Below are 16074 nucleotides of genomic sequence, written 5' to 3'. Positions count from 1 at the left end.
AGCTGAATTAATCTGATAATAAGAGATTAAACACAAACAAAATAATTTATAATTTAAACTTTCATGAAGAAAACGATTGCTCTTTTGGCGCTTTTGTCCATAATTCTTTTCTCAACGAAGAGTTATGCGCAAGTTCAGGACCGGTATTTTCGTAATATTTCGGTCGATAAAGGCTTGTCGCAAAGTTCTGTCTTCGCAATCCAGCAAGATACTCTGGGTTTTATCTGGATTGGAACTCAGGACGGACTAAATCGTTATGACAGTAAAGGTTTTAAAGTATATCGACCAATCAAAAATATTAAAAACAGCTTACAATCGTATTACATCCGTAGCTTGTTTACAGATCATAAAGGGCAATTATGGGTTGGTGGAAATCAAGGAATTAGTGTTTACAATTATAACACAGACAGTTTTACAAATTACAAACTTCCGCGAAGTATTGGCGAATGGTATATTTCATCTATATCAGAAGATAGTATGCATAAAATCTGGGCTACTTCTATCACTGGTGAAGTTTTTGTTCTTGTTCCGGAAGCCCAAAATTTTACCACAATCAAGTTTAACGCTTCTTCTCATGAAATTAAGAAAATTGCTTACATCGGTCTTTGGCAAAAACAAATTATTTTAGGAACAGATGTTGGCCTTTTTAAATTAAACCCCAATAATCATCAATTGATTAAAATTGATTTGGGTGTGAAAAAGCCTTATATCAATGATGTTTATATAGATAAAAAAACGCTATGGGTTGCAACTGAAGGATATGGTGTAATTCGTTTTGATGCTAAAAATGGTCAAACGACTTCTCTGTTACACAGCTCAGGAACAAATAGTATTGCAGATAATAATATCAGATGTGTGGGCAAAGATACCGACGGAAATATTTGGCTTGGAACTTTTAGAGGCCTTAGTATTTTTAACCCAGATACAAAGTCTTTCAGCAATTATTATCACCAAATATCGCAGCCTTACACGATTAGTCAAAACTCAGTTCGTTGCTTTTTTAAAGACAAACAAAACGGAATTTGGTTAGGAACTTATTATGGCGGTTTAAATTATTATCATAAAAGCGATATTAAATTTAATCTTCTAAGCCAAAACTCAGGAAAACCATCTTTAAATGATGAAGTTATTGGGGTTATCAAGCAAGATTCAAAAGGTAATTTCTGGATTGGAAGCAATGACAAAGGCATAAACTATTGGAATAAAAAAGCGAACACAATTAGTTATTTTTCAAATAGCGAAAATAATCCTAATAGCTTAAGTTCAAATAATATCAAAGCCATTGCATTTGATGATAGCGGAAATGTATTGATTGGAACTCACAATGGGGGGCTTAATTTACTCAATCCAAATACAGGTTCTGTGCAGCATTTTCGTCATGATGAGAATAATCCCAACACCATTGCCGGCGATCTGGTTTATAGCATATTAAAAGATTCTAACGGTCGTATTTGGGTCGGAACCAGATCAGGACTCGATCAGTTCCATCCGGAAACTAAGACCTTTACACATATTCATCTTGATAAAGCAGGCAAGCGTCTGGCTTCTGATGATATTACATTTTTGTTTGAAGATAGCAAACACCGAATCTGGATTGGAACCACAAATGGAGTAACGCTTTTTTATCCGGATACTCTTTTGTTTGGAAACATTGGACATGGCAAACTTAGTGACGATATCGTAAATTGTATTACTGAAGATCAAAAACACAGAATCTGGATTGGAACTAGGGAAGGTTTACGATTATATGATGAAACTCAGGAATCTTTCATAAGTTTTGATGCCAGAAAAGATTTCGTCAAAGAAACCATTTATGGAATTATACCCGATGATGATGGAAGTTTATGGATTTCTACCAACGGTGGTTTAATTAAATTCAACCCTGACAAAGGTTCTGTACAAACATTTGATGAAAGTGATGGTTTGCAAAATAAGCAATTCAACGATTATTCTTTTTATAAAGCAAAAGACGGCATGCTGCTTTTTGGTGGAATTAAAGGTCTTTCTTACTTCTATCCTTCAATGGTAAAACAGCAGCCACTTCCATTGAAACTTAGCTTTACAGCCCTTGAAGTATTAAATAAAACTGTTGCTGTTGGTGATGAAACTGATATTCTGGAAGAACACATCGACCAATCAAATGAGTTAGAAATTGGACCAGAATACAAACAGTTTAGCATCTTTTTTAACACTTTTAATTATATTTCGTCTAATCGAACCTATTATTATTACAAATTAGATGGAATAGATAAAGACTGGCAACGTACTGACGAACTAAAAGTTAGCTATAGTAATTTATCCGCAGGGAAATACAATTTCCAAATCAAAGCCATTGGACCTAATGGTGAAATGAGTGCTGTTCGAACCTTAAAAATTATCATTCTGGCACCCTGGTATAAAACAATCTGGTTCTCATTACTGTTATTAACTATTATTGGCACAGCGGCTTACATCGGTTACAGAATCATAAAAGAAAGAATTAAAGCCGTTCAACAATTAAAATTGGAACGAATTGATAAAGAAAGAGCGAACTACATCAATCAGGTAAAAATGGACTTTTTTACCAATGTTTCTCATGAATTAAGAACTCCTTTAACACTGATTTTAGCTCCTTTAGAAGAGTTATTAAAAATGCCTTTTATCGACAAAACATTTAAAAAGAAACACGAATTAATGTTCATTAACTCCAAAAGACTTTACAACCTAGTGGATCAATTATTTGAGTTTAGAAAAACCGAAATGGGAACTCGACAACTTAAAGTTGGTAAAGGTGATATAGTGAATTTTACACATGAAATTTTCGAGTCCTTTAAACCACTTTCAGAGAAAAACAGTATTCATTATACATATCATGCCGAAGAACCGCACTTGTTATTCTATTTTGATAAAGACGCAATGGAAAAAATTCTGTTTAATCTTTTGTCAAATGCTTTTAAATACACCAAAGCTGGTCAGACAATATATGTTGAGTTGATTAAGAAAAATGATAAAGTACAAATTAAGGTAGCCGACACGGGGGTCGGAATTAGCGAGGAAGATTTGTCTAAGGTTTTCGACCGTTTCTATCAGGTAAACAATCGCGAGATGAATTTGGGTTCCGGTGTTGGATTGGCTTTCACAAAACGTTTGGTCGAATTGCATCATGGTGAAATTACCGCAGAAAGTACAATGCAGAAAGGAAGTATTTTTACGGTAACGATTCCAATGTCTGATCAGGTTTATAAAAACGATCATCATGTTGAGGAATCAGCTTATGATTTATCTATTATATCTGATAATGAACTTGAAACAGACGATGCTTTGTTACCGGAAGAAAATGAAGTAATCGAAAGAGATCAGCCAATCAAGCTTTTAATTGTAGACGATAATAAAGAAATTCTGGATTATCTGCAGGATTATTTCAACAAAATATATGATGTTACGGTGGCTTTTGACGGTCAGATGGCTTTGGATCTCTTAGAAATTAAACCCTTTGATCTTATTATCAGCGACGTGATGATGCCGGAATTGGATGGATTGCATTTTTGTAAAAAAGTAAAGCAAAACATCAATACTTCACATATTCCTTTAATGCTTTTAACAGCGCGAACAGAAACCAGCCAGCAAATAAAAGGATTGGAAATGGGCGCTGACGATTATATTACAAAACCGTTTTCGACTCCTTTGCTGGCAGCGAAAATCACAAATTTGTTGCGTTCCCGTAAACGATTAAAAGAGTATTATTCAGTTGGTAAAGAAATGGTACCTGAAAATATCGCGTTTAACGTGCTTGATGAAGAATTTCTAAAACAAGCGATCCAAATTGTTGAAGAGCATCTGGCAGATTCTGAATTTTCCGTAGACCAGTTTAGTAAAGAGATCGGAATGAGCCGCTCTAATCTTTACTTAAAACTAAAAGCCATTACAGGCGAATCTGCCATGGATTTTATAAAGAGAATCCGATTTAAAAAGGCGGTTGAATTAATGCAGAGTAAACGTTATACAATTGCACAAATAACCTATATGTGCGGATTTAATTCACCATCGTATTTTTCGACAGCATTCAAACAACATTATGGATGTATGCCAAGTGAATATTTAGCCAAACTAGAAGAAGAAAAAGAATAATTGAAACAACAAAAACTAATATACAATGCAAAAAAAAAGAATACTACAATCCCATTTCTATCGAGTTAGAAATCAGCTAAAGCAAGCCTTTTAATCAGCCCTTAAATCAATTACAAATTTCAATTTTGAAAATCATTGTCTTACCCAAATGAAATATTCATTTTGGAGTGAGAAGCCCAAATCATGCCTTAATTGAGCGATTATTTTAAAATAAAAATCAAACAGTACAACACTTACGAATTAAAATACCTTATGAAAAGATTTAAAATCCTTTTTGTACTTGCATTAAGTTTACCATTTTCTACTAATGCGCAAACAAAAGCGACAGTAACTATTCAGAATAATTCGGCTCTCGACCGAAAGGAAACTGTTGTTGCTATAAAATGGGCAACTGTACTTTCCTCCTATTCAAATATAGATACATTGAATTTTGTAGTAATCAACGCCAATACAAAAAAACAAGTTCCGTATCAGTTGGAACATCATGGAAACGCTGCTATTCAAAACTTGTTAGTTCATATAGATATTAAGGCGAAATCCTCTTTAAACCTCATCGTCCAAAAAGGGAAACCGGAAACATTTACTGCGAAAACTTATGCACGTTATGTACCGGAGCGTCTTGACGATTTTGCCTGGGAAAACGATAAAATTGCTTTTAGGGCTTATGGTAAAGCTTTAGAAAAAACAGAAGGTGATGCGTACGGTTTTGATGTATGGGTAAAACGAACCGATAAATTGGTGTTAAATGAACGCTATAAACGTAATGACTATCACTTAGACCATGGCAACGGATTAGATTATTATCATGTTGGTTATACATTGGGTGCCGGAAATATGGCTCCGTTTGTAAAAGATACAATTCGTTATTCTGGCAATTATCATCAATGGAAAGTGTTGGACAATGGTCCGCTGCGTTCTACTTTTGAATTAACATTTGATAGCTGGAATGCAGGTGGCATAAAAGTTACAGCAGTAAAAACAATTTCTATAGATGCTGGTTCTCAACTCAACCGCATTGAAAACGTTTATAGTTTCGACGACAATAACCCTCTGGAGGTTGTTGTTGGAATCATCAGAAGAGAGAAACCTGGAGTGATATTGTTAAATGAACAACAAGGTATTCTAGGTTATTGGGAACCAACTTTTGACAATGACGGTACTACCGCTGTGGGATCAATCTTAACTACCCCTGTAAGCACTATGTGGGCTAATAAAGAACAAATACTAGCCAAAACTACAATTAAAACCAACGAACCTATTGTCTATTATTCAGGTGCCGCCTGGGATAAAGCAGGAAAAATTACCAATGCAAAACAATGGTTTGACTATTTGAATAATTTTCAACAGCAAATAAACAATCCGTTAATCGTAAACATAAAATAATACCAACCAATTATTAACTATAAACTAAAAAAATGTCAATTAATTTATTTGATTTAACAGGGAAAACTGCTCTTATTACAGGAGGAGTTCATGGATTAGGAATGGCAATGGCCAAAGGACTTGGACATGCAGGAGCAAAAATTGTAGTCAACGATCATTCCTCACAGGAAGCAGTAAATAATGCTATTGCAGAATATAAATCGGAAGGAATTGAAGCGTACGGATATCTATTTGATGTAACCGATGAAAGCGCGGTAATTGCAGCAATTAACAAAATAGAAGCTGAAGTTGGCCCAATAGATATTCTGATCAACAATGCCGGAATCATCAAAAGAACACCAATCATAGAAATGGAAGTCGCGGATTTTGAAGCCGTGATAAAAGTAGATTTAACAGGACCTTTTATCGTTTCTAAAAACATTGCCAAAGGAATGATTCAACGTGGTGGTGGAAAAATTATAAACATGTGCTCGATGATGAGTGAATTAGGCAGAGATTCGGTAAGCGCTTATGCAGCAGCAAAAGGCGGATTAAAAATGCTGACCAAAAATATGGCAACCGAATGGGCAAAATTTAATATTCAGACGAATGGAATTGGTCCGGGATATTTTGCTACAAGCCAAACTGCACCAATTAGAGTAAACGGCCATCCGTTCAACGAATTTATTATGGGAAGAACACCAGCTGGACGCTGGGGAGATCCTGATGATTTACAGGGAGCTGCTATCTTTTTAAGTTCAAAAGCAAGTGATTTTGTAAACGGTCATATTGTTTATGTTGATGGCGGAATTTTAGCTACGATCGGAAAACCATCTAATGAAGATTAGTATAAATTTCAAAAGAAATTAAAATGATAAAAAGTATAATTGACAAAGCAACAGGGTTCGAAAAAAGATTTGAAAACATTAATACAGTAGTTTTCGAAAACTCAATTGATGCATCTAAAGCAGTTGCCAAAGAAATCGCAACACTTATCAAATCAAAGCAGGAAAATAACGAATCGTGCATATTAGGGCTAGCCACTGGTTCTTCTCCAAAAGGATTGTACGCTGAACTGGTTCGTTTGCATAAAGAAGAAGGTTTGAGTTTTAAGAACGTTATCAGTTTTAATCTGGATGAATATTATCCGATGGAACCCAATTCAATCAATAGTTATGTTCGTTTTATGAAAGAATTGCTGTTTGATCATGTCGATATTTTACCTGAAAATGCTCACGTTCCCGATGGACTTTTAACAAAACAACAAATAGCAGATTATTGTCATGATTATGAAGCAAAAATTGAAGCTTTGGGCGGAATCGATTTGCAAATTCTGGGAATTGGAGGAAACGGTCATATTGGTTTTAATGAATCGGGTTCGCTACAAAACTCTAAAACACGTTTAGTGGCATTGGATCATATTACAAGGGTTGCAGCAAGCAAAGATTTCTTCGGATTGAGCAATACGCCAAGAACAGCGATTACGCTTGGAGTTAAAAAAATCATGGAAGCAAAACAAGTTATTTTAATGGCTTGGGGAGAAGGAAAATCAAATATTGTAAAGAAATCGGTAGAAGATGAAGTTACCAATCGTGTACCTGCTTCCTTTTTACAGGAACACAATAATGCCGTTTTTATTTTAGATAAAGAAGCCTCTTCAAAATTAACCAGAATCAACAAACCTTGGTTGGTAGAAAAAGTAATTTGGACGGATAAATTAATTAGAAAAGCGGTTTTAGGATTGGCGCTTCAGCTTAAAAAACCAATTTTAATGTTGACTGATGCCGATTATATCGAACACGGAATGAGCGATTTATTGGCAGATTCAGGACCGGCTTATGATATCAACATCAAAATCTTCAATAAACTTCAAAATACAATCACAGGCTGGCCAGGCGGGAAACCAAATGCCGAGGATTCAAACCGTCCAGAAAGAGCAGAACCGGCTAAAAAACGTGTCTTGATTTTCAGTCCGCATCCGGATGATGATATTATCAGTATGGGAGGAACTTTCATGCGTTTGCAGGAGCAGGGACATGAAGTGCATGTGGCGTATCAAACTTCGGGAAATATCGCTGTAGCGGATGACGAAGCGTTGCGTTTTGCAAGATTCGTAATTGATTACAATGAAAAATTCGGAATAAAAAGCCCTGAAGCAGATGATATTTACAAAAAGGCTCAAACTTTCCTTGAGAATAAAAAGAACAGCGAAATTGACATTCCAGAAGTTCGTTACATCAAAGGATTAATCAGAAAAGGAGAAGCAAGGGCAACAAGTCATTTTGTTGGATTGACCGATGATCAGATTCATTTTATGGAATTACCATTTTATGAAACCGGAACTATTGAAAAGAAACCAATCGGACCGGAAGATATTCAATTAACAGTTGATTTAATTGAAAAAATAAAACCACATCAAATCTACGCAGCCGGAGATTTGGCAGATCCACACGGAACACATAAAGTTTGTCTGGATGCTATTTTTGAAGCTGTAAAAGCCCTAAAACCAAAATCGTTTATGGATGATTGCTGGTTATGGTTATACAGAGGAGCATGGCAGGAATGGGGAATTGATGAAGTGGAAATGGCAGTGCCAATGAGCCCGGATCAGGTTTTAGCAAAACGCCACGGAATCTTCAAACACCAATCTCAAAAAGACGGTGTAGTTTTCCAGGGAACCGACGCCAGAGAGTTCTGGCAAAGAGCAGAAGACCGAAATGCAGAAACAGCAGATTTGTACCAACAACTTGGTTTGGCAACTTACGCTGCGATGGAAGCTTTTGTGAGATGGCATTACTAAGTTGCTATCCCGAGGCTTCGGGACTGAGATGATAAGATGCTAAGTTTTTTAGCTCTTAGAATATTCAGCACTAATTTTCACTAATTACAATTCGGGCTAATTCGTGCAATTCGCGGCGAAAAAACACACACAGATTATAAAATCATTTTAATCCTTTTAATCTGTGGCAAAAAATAATTAACATTGTCATTTTAAATTTGCGGCAACATCGTGGCACAATGGTTAAAAAAATTGACAAATGTAGTACAGGCAAGGGCTCCGGGCTTAAGGTTCGAGTCCTTCTCTGAATCTAAATTTAAGACATAAACAAACATCTAAATCACATATTTTTTCTAATTTTGCTTTAACCACTGAATTAATGTGTTCTTAAAAAAAGATGTTATTACGGTTTAACAAAATTCTACATTCTACTAAAAAATAAGGTTTATTTGTTGATTTTTTGCAATGTTATGTTCATATTTTGTACCTCTGTTGTACCTCGACATGTATAAAGGACAGTAAATACTGGTTGCTAATTTCTGCATCGGAAAATAGCAGGACAAAATAAGACAAAACAAACAACTAACAAACGAGTTAAAACACTTATAAACAATATTTTAACTCGTTTTTTAATTCCTTTTTCTTTTGGATGTTATGTAAAAAAAAAGCTTCAGATTTCACTGAAGCTTTTTTTTTTTACTATGTTTAACTAAATAATTTATGTCAAATAAAACAACGCTTTTTGAAGTATATCGAGTTGTTTTTTGGAAATTTTTGATTTTGCAATTTTCTTTCCGTTTAATTTTGGAAGCAAATTTGAAGATTTTTTAAAATACAATTTTAAATCTTCAAAAAGTTCTCCTTTATTTTTTGAAGCATCTATTAAAATTAAGTCTTTTATTTCTTCTATAAGGGATAAACTATTGTAAAGATGCTTGCTAAATAAGCAAATCATAAAATTTGTACTAATGCTCTCTAATTCAAAAAGATCTACTACTTCTGAATAGTCATATACCACAAATACAGAGTAATCAAAACTAGCGTTTACGGTTTTATTTTTCAATAAAAAAGAATCTTCGTAAAATTCAAATTCATCTTTAAACTTTCTCTTAAACATTCTTAGAAAAGTTCCCTTATTGTCTCGAACTAAAATTGTTTTTTTTATCATCTCTTAAGAATTAGTAATTACCATGGAGAAGTATATCCACGCTATGTTGAGCCAGCTAAAGGACAATGAAGCCCAAAAGATAGATCTCTAATAGTGGTGAATTGGTATCTCGGCATAAGACTGAACCTCCCTCTATTAATAATTGTTTACTGGAGAAATCAGTATGAAGTAATGGAAAGACTCTCTTTTAATCCTATTAGCGAATTTGCTAAAAAGTCTTTAAAACAAATTATATAACTCTGAAAAAGTAATCAGACAAAAGTAGGTGGAAAAAAGGAATGAGCTCAATACTGTATTGAGCTCATTAAAATTTAAATTCTTTTAAACTTAGGGATGTAGTTTACATAGGTGATACTCTTGAATTATGTATTTTGGAAAAATAAAGGAAAATCAAATATTGAATTCCTTTTTTAGCAGTAGGTAAATAACAAACAATGCTTAAATACCAACATTCAGATTTGAAGTTTCATTGGAATTCAGGGTTTTTATTTTTTTAATTTTGTCATTCAGTTTCAAAACTCTGTCCAATTGTTTTTGTTGGATCGTGTATTTAGTATAATATTTATACCATTCTTTTCCAAGAAAAAAGGTCGTCACAGAAACTCCTGTAAGCAAACCTATCAAATAATTTGTAAAATCCATAGTCTGTATTTTTTACGTTTAAAAAGCATTTTTATCTCCTTTTAAGGTTACTAAAACCGTTAAAAAACAAATTTTAATATCGGTAATCAAACTCCAGTTTTGTACATATTGTATGTCTGTAGTTACACGTCGTTTCATATCGACAACTCTTTTCGTTTCTCCACGAAGTCCCGAAACCTGAGCTAGACCGGTAATTCCGGGTTTGACAAAATGGCGAACCATAAAATTGTTGATATGATCATTATAATCTGTGGTGTGCTTAAGCATGTGAGGCCGTGGCCCAACAATACTCATTTTTCCCATCAAAACATTAAAAAATTGTGGCATCTCATCCAAACTCGTCCTTCGAAGGAATTTTCCAATAGGTGTAACACGGGAATCTTCTTTTTTTGCTTGCTCGCTTTCATCTCCAACATTTATATACATGCTGCGAAATTTATAGCACCAAAATGGTTCATTTTTTTTACCTGTTCGCATTTGTTTGAACAACACTGGGCCTTTGCTTTGTCTCTTTATCAAAATCGCTACTAATGGATATAACCACGACAAAACAAATACAATGACCAAACTGCTAAAAGCAAGGTCAAAAATTCGTTTCACCAATCGATTGTAGGCATTCTGGAGTGGTTCAAAACGTGGTTTTATAACATGAAAATTATTTAAATGGCTTGAGTTAAAATGCTTTTTTGAAATGGATGAAAAATCAGGAATAAACTTTAAACGCATGCAATATTTGTCTCCCAGCTCGAAAAAATAATTTAAATCTGAAATGAAATCAGGCTTTGATACAATGTATAGTTCATTTATATTTTCTTTGGATGCATTGTGAATGGATTGATAAAGCGCCAAACTGAAATCTTCATTGCTGGTATATTCTTCTGGCGAATTTTCGTTTAGAATTCCTATAAAATGGATAAAAAAGGAATTGGCTTCTAGATGTGATGCGAGTTCAATACTAGTTTTGTTAAATCCCCATATTGCAACGGTATAACGTTTAAAAACCCATCCTTTTATTTGTCCAATCACGAGAGTGAACAAAATTCTGGACATCAGAAAATAGAACAGCAAAAAACTCAATTGAAACAAGTTGGCCTTACTTCCAAAAAAGTACAATACATTATCCTGAAATATGAAAATATAAATGTGCCATAGCACTCTTTGTGTGAAAAAGGCGCGCCAGCTGTTTCGAAAAAAATGCTCTAGATTGAAAAGAACATCAATTTTGTACAATTGAAAATAGGAAACCGAAAACAACCAGCTTAAAATTGTAATGGGAATCATTTTATCTAAAAATAATCCATTCCAACCTGTATTTTCTTGATTTGCAAAATTCAAAAACAACACAGTACCAAGTACCATAGCGATCATATCTGTAATAGCACAGCAAATTATAAAGGTGAATTTATGTCTGTTTCGCATTTTTTATTTTTTTTCAATAAACGGTAACTCAATATTCCTAATATACTGCCTGTAATTCCATAAAAAACATCCATAAAATCTGGACTTCTTCGATTAATAAAAAATTGACCTCCTTCGGCTATACATACAATGATTGCGGCGATTGCAATAAGTTGTATAAAATTCAGACTTCTATTCTCATTTGGCTCATTTGAATTTCTGTCGTTAGTATAGGCTTCCAAAAGAAAACCTACCACTACAAAAGGAACGGCAGTACGTAAATTATAATTTTGGTTGCTCCAGTTCAAAATCCATCTAGGCAAATAACTTTCACTATGAAGACTTGGGTCTGGCAACCATGAAAAATAAAAAACAATACCGATAACTAAAATCAATACCAATCGAACTATTTTATGAAACATTTTTAAATATTTAATTGCAGCAAAAAACCTCTTTTATTACTTAAAATGAATTTGCTTAAAGATGATATTAACTAGCTTTTCTTTGATACCAACGTTTTTTTACTTTTGCTTCGGTGTATTTATAGCCGTAGTTCATACCATAGCCGTATGCGGTTTTCATGTTTACTCCATTAATAAGAACACCTACATTTTTTAATTGCTTTTTTTTAATAAAATTATTTACACCAACTAAATTGTTTTTATCTGTATAATCATATTTTGCAACAAATATTGTCACATCGGCCAAATGACTAAAATTGAGGGTGTCAGATACTACTTGTACAGGAGCTGTATCTAATATTATAAAATCATACTCCTTTTTTGCCTCTTCAATTAATATTTCGAAATTAGAGTTTGTAAGCAATTGAGAAGGATTTGGAGGTGGCAGTCCTGCAAAGAGAACATCGAGATTTTTAGAAAATTTAATGTCTTTGTACACAAATCCTTTCCAGTCGTCACTTTTATTCGCCAAATAAGCCGTAAGGCCTAACTTATTTCTATCGACTCCAAAATAATCATGCAACTGGGGATTTCTTAAATCAATACCAATCAAAAGCACTTTTTTATTCATCGTACTTGCTGTTATTGCACTATGAAAGGCACAAAATGATTTTCCTTCTCCCTGAATAGAAGAAGTAAATAATATGACGCTCCCCTTGCTTTCTTCTTTTTTGGGCAATAAGTATGATATGTTTGAAGCCAAAACTCGTGTTGCCTCTGCAATATTAGATCGCGAGGTTGCCGAGTTGTCTAGCTTATCATTATTATTTATTTTAGGAATATGTCCCAAAATAGGAATATCACCTATTATTTTATGAATATCTTCCTCACTATGGATTTTAGTGTCTAAGAACAAGCGTCCGTATATAATGCCAAAAGGAAGCAGCATTCCAAACATGAAACTGCCCAACATAAATGATTTTGGTTTTGGGTAAATTGCCGAATAATTCGTTTCAGGCAAGTTTAACGTTTTTAAGTTGGATTCGACAATGGCACCACTCATATCAGCTTCTTCTTTTTTCTGCAATAAAGCAACATAAGTCTCTTCTTTCATACTAAGATGACTGTTGATATTCCCTAATACTTTGTCTTTGGTAGGAATACTTCTAACTTTTGAATCGGCAATGCTTTGTTCTGTTTTATTAACCCTGTCAGCTTGATTCAAAAAACTTAAATATCCTTCTAAAGCATTAAGAATTTCTTGCTTCTGAATCTTCAGTTGTGATATTACAGCGATATAAGTAGGATTATTTTTTTGTGCTCTTTCTAGTATCAATTGACTGTCCATGAGCTTTGTGTTATAATTCACAAGCATCTGCTTGATTCCAGGTGCCTCTATATTATAATCCGCCCCCAATGATTCCGTCGGGCCAGATTTCTTTACATCATTAATCGCATAGTTCGCAAGTGCAATCTGCTTTTCATTCAGCATAGAATTTACTTTTTTCTGGCTTCTGTCAGCAGTTTCCTCTACAACATATGTTTGCAATTCAGCTATATCATTATTTTGCATGTATTGCTCTTTTATACTTTCAATCGAATCTTTTTCTTTTGCGAAGTTTTTTATTCTTTGCTTTAAATAAGTAACGGTATTGTTGTATACTTTTTGCTTATTTTGAATAAGACTTTTATCCAGTAAAGAGATAATCTCTGCCAATATTTTTCGGGAACGATCAGGACTCACTCCTGTATGACTTAATTCCAAGGTTCCTTTCGAATTTTCATCAGGTAAAACGACCAGTGCCGCCTTTAAATTTTTTAAAGCTACGCTCGTAGGTTCTAAACTTACTTTATACTCACTTTCAAAATAATCAGTGGGATTTTTCTCCGCTTTCGATGATAATCGAATTCTAAATGGCAAATCGTTTATAACTTGTTTTCCGTCATAACCTTTAACTGTGTAAACGCTTTTAGATTCTGGTTGAGTAATAATAAATCCACCTTTATCTACTTTAATTTCATAAGAAATCACAGGTAAAAGATCATTTGAAACTTTTGGTATTAGTACAAATGGAACTTCATGTACTACGTTATTTTGAATTGAATATTCTTTTTCAAAATAACTGAAACTCAAGTTCATCTTTCTTACTATATTAATCAAAAACTCATTGGATGTCACTAGTCTGATTTCTTCCTCCAAATCATCTTCATCACTTTTTTGACTTGCATTAATCGTAATCATTGGTGATTTATCTTCTTGTTTTTTATCAATAAAGATTAAAGCAGATGACTCATATGTTGGCGGCACTATTTTTATAAAAATAAAAGCGGCTCCCACAAATACAATTAAGCTTAGCAAAAACCATGGCCAGTAATGAAAGTACTTTAAAAACTCTTTTTTTAAATCCATAATAATTTAATTTAGAAATATTGGCATTAATAACATGTAATTTGTGTCAAATACTGAACTACTTAATAGTTTGTCAAATCTTGCTATTTAGTGATAAGCAAGATAATGGCTAAAAGAGAGGCAGCAATTCCTAAAACCTGCAATGGGTCTTTTATTAAGCCACCGCTGTTTGCTTTTAGCTTATTAGGCGTTACTACGATAACATCATTTTGCCTTATTCTTAAATTGGGATTAGACATCCAGTAAGCAGTAGTCAAATCGATATGATAGACTAAGCGTTTCCCATCTTGTTCTCTTATAAGTTTTATGTCTTTTCTTATTGCCGAATAAGTTAAATCTTTTGCCAATCCTATTGCATCCAATACACTGATGGACTCTTCAGTAAAAGGAATTACGCCTGGAGCATTTACCTCGCCTAAAATGGTAAATTTGTTATTTAATACTCGAACCTGCACAGTTGGATTTACTAAATACCCTTCATTTATCAGACGATTTTTGATAACGACTTCAGCTTCTGTTGGTGTTAAACCACCTACTTTAATTTCATTTAAAATTGGCATCATGACAAAACCTTTAGGTGTTACTAAATAACCCGATAATTTCATCATTTCTACTGAAGATTCTGAGCTGGCTGATCCTGAACTAATATTAAAAGGTGCGGCTACCACAGGGTTAAGATCACCAACTTCTATTTTTAAGATATCATTGGTCTGTATTTTAGTGGACACATAATTTAAATTTGCACCGTTATATTTATCAACATCTTGCAAATACAGCATTTCTTTTCTTGTAGTACAAGACTGGAATATCCATATAGGCAACAAAATGATCAGTAATAGATTTTTTTTCATCTTAATCGTAATATTTATTAGTAATCTAGTGGTTTTAAAAGTGTATTAAGCTGGTATTTGAATACTTCAACTTTACTATATAGCTGTTTAAAAATTGCATTACAAAACAGCATTCGAAGGCACTTAAAACTTGTTTCTTTTGATGATTTTTTTTGTGGTTGGGAATTCTTTTTAATTATTAGAAATGAAGCATATACTGTCTTAAAGCACTGGTTTTTTTAAGAAACACAGTAAAAATGGCAGAGAGACCGTGTGATTTATAAACTTTATAATCTTCATATAAAACCTCAAAAGCAGATCTAAGACTTGTGCTCATACCTCCCATTCTCATTTTAACGATATAGTTGTTTATGTAACACAGCTTAATATTGTTTTTGTATAAATAACGAAGCAGAAAGTCAGTATCAGAAGCGATTTTAAAGTCTAAGTTGTAAACACCATTTTTATCGATTACCGATTTTTTTAAATAAACTGTAGGATGTAAAGGCAACCAACCCATCTTGATTTTTTGACGATTGAAAGCTCCTCCAATTCTATTTCGAATCATTTTTTCCTGCTGGTCATTTGACACATAAACACCATCACCGTAAACGCCGTCGATATCTTCATCAAATTCTAAGTGATTTACAATTCGGCTAATAACTCTGTTATCATAAAATTCATCGTCTGAATGCATTAGTCCAATAACTTCTCCTGTTGCTAGTTGAAGTCCTTTGTTTATTGCATCGTACATACCTTTATCAGGTTCTGAAACATACTGGCTTATTTTATCTCTATAAGACTCAATAATATCTTTTGTTCCATCTGTCGAATTGCCATCAATAATAATATATTCAATATCATTATATTGCTGATTCAATACACTTTTTATTGTTTTTTCGATGGTCTCTTTTCGGTTAAAACATACCGTAATAATAGTTACTCTCATAATATTTTTTTTTGGTTAAATGTTAATG

Annotated in this window: 11 protein-coding genes; 4 read left to right on the top strand and 7 right to left on the bottom strand. The window is 33.6% G+C overall.

The genetic code is table 11. From position 1 onward, the window contains the following. The first annotated feature begins 63 nt into the window (after positions 1 to 63). From EV145_RS17930 to nagB, 4 genes are all read left to right on the top strand, one after another. Positions 64 to 4107: a two-component regulator propeller domain-containing protein gene (locus EV145_RS17930; protein ID WP_133526566.1), complete on the top strand. Its 4044-nt coding sequence runs from the start codon at positions 64 to 66 to the stop codon at positions 4105 to 4107. A 252-nt stretch (positions 4108 to 4359) separates the two neighbouring features. Further along, positions 4360 to 5490 (top strand): DUF4861 family protein, encoded by a 1131-nt coding sequence (locus tag EV145_RS17925; RefSeq protein WP_133526565.1) that lies wholly within the window; start codon positions 4360 to 4362, stop codon positions 5488 to 5490. A 32-nt stretch (positions 5491 to 5522) separates the two neighbouring features. Beyond that, entirely contained in the window at positions 5523 to 6317 is a 795-nt protein-coding gene (locus EV145_RS17920) for a gluconate 5-dehydrogenase (RefSeq protein WP_133526564.1), read from the top strand. A 23-nt stretch (positions 6318 to 6340) separates the two neighbouring features. Beyond that, positions 6341 to 8269 (top strand): glucosamine-6-phosphate deaminase, encoded by a 1929-nt coding sequence (gene nagB / locus EV145_RS17915; protein WP_133526563.1) that lies wholly within the window; start codon positions 6341 to 6343, stop codon positions 8267 to 8269. Between the two features lie 697 nt (positions 8270 to 8966). On the opposite strand, the gene EV145_RS17910 is transcribed toward nagB, so the two are convergent. From EV145_RS17910 to EV145_RS17880, 7 genes are all read right to left on the bottom strand, one after another. Continuing rightward, positions 8967 to 9416: a hypothetical protein gene (locus EV145_RS17910; RefSeq protein ID WP_133526562.1), complete on the bottom strand. Its 450-nt coding sequence runs from the start codon at positions 9414 to 9416 to the stop codon at positions 8967 to 8969. A gap of 438 nt (positions 9417 to 9854) precedes the next feature. Beyond that, entirely contained in the window at positions 9855 to 10058 is a 204-nt protein-coding gene (locus tag EV145_RS17905) for a hypothetical protein (protein ID WP_133526561.1), read from the bottom strand. Between the two features lie 18 nt (positions 10059 to 10076). Then, the gene (locus EV145_RS17900) at positions 10077 to 11477 is read right to left on the bottom strand and encodes an exopolysaccharide biosynthesis polyprenyl glycosylphosphotransferase (RefSeq protein WP_133526560.1); all 1401 of its coding nucleotides are present in this window, start codon (positions 11475 to 11477) and stop codon (positions 10077 to 10079) included. Then, on the bottom strand, positions 11447 to 11878 hold the full coding sequence (locus EV145_RS17895; RefSeq protein ID WP_133526559.1) for a VanZ family protein: 432 nt from the start codon (positions 11876 to 11878) through the stop codon (positions 11447 to 11449). The genes EV145_RS17900 and EV145_RS17895 overlap by 31 nt, the downstream gene beginning before the upstream one ends. A gap of 67 nt (positions 11879 to 11945) precedes the next feature. Then, positions 11946 to 14267, bottom strand: a complete 2322-nt coding sequence (locus EV145_RS17890) for a GumC family protein (protein WP_133526558.1) — start codon at positions 14265 to 14267, stop codon at positions 11946 to 11948. An 83-nt stretch (positions 14268 to 14350) separates the two neighbouring features. Then, entirely contained in the window at positions 14351 to 15118 is a 768-nt protein-coding gene (locus EV145_RS17885; RefSeq protein WP_133526557.1) for a polysaccharide biosynthesis/export family protein, read from the bottom strand. 178 nt (positions 15119 to 15296) lie between these two features. Beyond that, on the bottom strand, positions 15297 to 16046 hold the full coding sequence (locus EV145_RS17880; protein ID WP_133526556.1) for a glycosyltransferase family 2 protein: 750 nt from the start codon (positions 16044 to 16046) through the stop codon (positions 15297 to 15299). Positions 16047 to 16074: the final 28 nt, after the last annotated feature.

Source organism: Flavobacterium sp. 245 (assembly GCF_004362055.1).
Classification (GTDB): domain Bacteria; phylum Bacteroidota; class Bacteroidia; order Flavobacteriales; family Flavobacteriaceae; genus Flavobacterium.
The sequence above is the reverse complement of the archived record's forward strand: the minus strand, read 5'-3'. Positions and strand labels throughout refer to the sequence as shown.

Excerpts from the sequence above, each read along its gene's own strand:
- nagB (WP_133526563.1), top strand. The coding sequence starts at position 6,341 with ATGATAAAAAGTATAATTGACAAAGCAACAGGGTTCGAAAAAAGATTT.
- EV145_RS17920 (WP_133526564.1), top strand. The coding sequence starts at position 5,523 with ATGTCAATTAATTTATTTGATTTAACAGGGAAAACTGCTCTTATTACA.
- EV145_RS17930 (WP_133526566.1), top strand. The coding sequence starts at position 64 with ATGAAGAAAACGATTGCTCTTTTGGCGCTTTTGTCCATAATTCTTTTC.
- EV145_RS17895 (WP_133526559.1), bottom strand. The coding sequence starts at position 11,878 with ATGTTTCATAAAATAGTTCGATTGGTATTGATTTTAGTTATCGGTATT.
- EV145_RS17905 (WP_133526561.1), bottom strand. The coding sequence starts at position 10,058 with ATGGATTTTACAAATTATTTGATAGGTTTGCTTACAGGAGTTTCTGTG.
- EV145_RS17880 (WP_133526556.1), bottom strand. The coding sequence starts at position 16,046 with ATGAGAGTAACTATTATTACGGTATGTTTTAACCGAAAAGAGACCATC.
- EV145_RS17925 (WP_133526565.1), top strand. The coding sequence starts at position 4,360 with ATGAAAAGATTTAAAATCCTTTTTGTACTTGCATTAAGTTTACCATTT.
- EV145_RS17900 (WP_133526560.1), bottom strand. The coding sequence starts at position 11,477 with ATGCGAAACAGACATAAATTCACCTTTATAATTTGCTGTGCTATTACA.
- EV145_RS17890 (WP_133526558.1), bottom strand. The coding sequence starts at position 14,267 with ATGGATTTAAAAAAAGAGTTTTTAAAGTACTTTCATTACTGGCCATGG.
- EV145_RS17910 (WP_133526562.1), bottom strand. The coding sequence starts at position 9,416 with ATGATAAAAAAAACAATTTTAGTTCGAGACAATAAGGGAACTTTTCTA.
- EV145_RS17885 (WP_133526557.1), bottom strand. The coding sequence starts at position 15,118 with ATGAAAAAAAATCTATTACTGATCATTTTGTTGCCTATATGGATATTC.